The organism is Herpetosiphonaceae bacterium (genome assembly GCA_036374795.1).
Lineage (GTDB): Bacteria > Chloroflexota > Chloroflexia > Chloroflexales > Kallotenuaceae > LB3-1.
In genome coordinates, this window is the sequence record DASUTC010000230.1 from 1 (window position 1) to 1,942 (window position 1,942).

The following is a 1,942-nucleotide window of genomic DNA, read 5'->3' on the forward strand; positions in this document are numbered from 1 at the left end:
TAGGCTGCTGCGCAGGGCGGCTTGCGTGATGATCACCTCGGCCTGGCAATCGGCGAGGATGAAGGCGAGGCGCTCGGCGGGGGTGGCGGGATCGAGCGGGACGTAGGCGCCGCCCGCCTTGAGCACGGCCAGCAGCGCCACGACCAGATCGAGCGACCGATCGAGACAGACCGCCACCCGCCGCTCCGGCCCGATGCCCAGGCTGCACAGATGGTGCGCGAGCTGATTGGTGCGGCGTTCCAGGGCGGCGTAGCTCAGGCGCTCGTCCCCACAGACTAACGCGGTGGCGGTGGGCGTGCGCGCCGCCTGCTGGGCGATCAGGTCATGGACCAGCGGCGCGCGCGGATAATCGTACGCCGTCGCGTTCCACTCGCCCAAGCGCCGCTGCTCAGCCTCGGTCAGCAGCGGCAGCGTCCTCAGCGGATGATCGTGATTAGCCGCAATGCTTTGCAGCAGCACCGTAAAATGCTCAGTCAGGCGCGCGATCGTCGCCGCCGTGAACAGATCCGTGCTGTATTCCAAAATACCGTAGAGGCCAACGCTCGTCTCGCTGAGCGAGAGGCTAAGATCGAACTTCGAGATGCCGTACTCAAACGTCAGCGGGCTCAACGATAGCTCGGCGGTTTCCAGGGTTTTACTCGGCGCTGCTTGTAGCGCAAACATGACCTGGAAGATGGGATGTCGGCTCAGGTCGCGCTCCGGCTCAACGGCGTCCACCACCTGCTCGAAGGGCACATCCTGATGCGCGTACGCGCCCAGACAAACCGCGCGCGCGCGCTTAATCACTTCTCGGAATGTCGCGGCCTCCGCAAGGCTGGTGCGCAGGACGATCGTGTTGATGAAACAACCGATCAGGTCCTCGGTTTCGCCGCGCGTGCGGTTGGCGATCGGCGTGCCGACCGCGATGTCGTCCTGGCCGCTGTAGCGGCTCAGCAACACCTGCCACGCCGCCAGCAGCGTCATGAACAGCGTCGCGCCCTCCCGCCGACCAAGAGCCCGTAGCGACTCCATGACCTCAGGCGCGATCTTAAACTCGTACTTGGTGCCTTTGAGCGTTGCTACTGCCGGACGTGGATAATCCGTCGGGAGTTGCAGCGCGCTCACGTCGGCTAATTGCTCCCGCCAGTAGTCAAGCTGAGCCTCTAGCGCGGCACCTTGCAGCCAGCCCCGCTGCCAGACGGCGTAATCGGCGTACTGGATCGGCAGGGGCGGGAGCGGCGACGTTTCGATCGCCGATCCCTGCGTAAAGGCTCGGTAGCATGTGAGCAGCTCACGCATAAAGATGCTCATCGACCAGCCATCCGCCGCAATATGATGCACGCTCCACAGCAGCACATAATCTTCCGCGTCCAACTGAAGCAGGTTGGCGCGCAGCAGCGGCCCGGTTTGCAGATCGAACGGACGCTGGGCCTCGTCGGCAGCCATTTTAATCGCCACGCCCTCGCGCTCCTCCAGCGGTAGGAACTGAAGATCGACGAGCGGCAGCGGCACCACGAGCGTCTGTGCAACTAGCTGTACCGGCTGGCCCGCCTCGGCGCTGAATGTGCTCCGTAACACCTCATGACGCCGCACGATCGCATTGAGACTCTGCTCAAGGGCAGCGGCATTCAACGGGCCGCGCACGCGCATCGCGTTCGGGATGTTATAGGCCGGGCTGGTGGGGTCCATCTGCGACAGGAACCACAGGCGCTGCTGCGCAAACGACAGCGGCAGCGCGCGATCACGCGGGGCGGGCTCAAGCGGCGGCGGGCTCAGCTCCGGCGAAACCTGACGGGCTTTGACCACCGCGACGGCAAGATCGGCGATGGTCGGAGACTCAAGCATATCGCGCAGCGATAGCTCCACTCCCAGCATTTCTCGCACTCGTGAAACCACCTGCGTGGCAAGCAGGGAATGACCGCCGAGGGCAAAGAAGTTGTCGCGCACGCCGACGCGCGGCAGG

1 protein-coding gene is annotated in these 1,942 nt (G+C 64.7%); it reads right to left on the reverse strand.

All coding sequences use genetic code 11. The annotated features are described in order from the left end of the window. The coding region (locus VFZ66_17150) for a condensation domain-containing protein (protein ID HEX6290915.1) at positions 1–1,942 on the reverse strand (1,942 nt) is incomplete at both ends.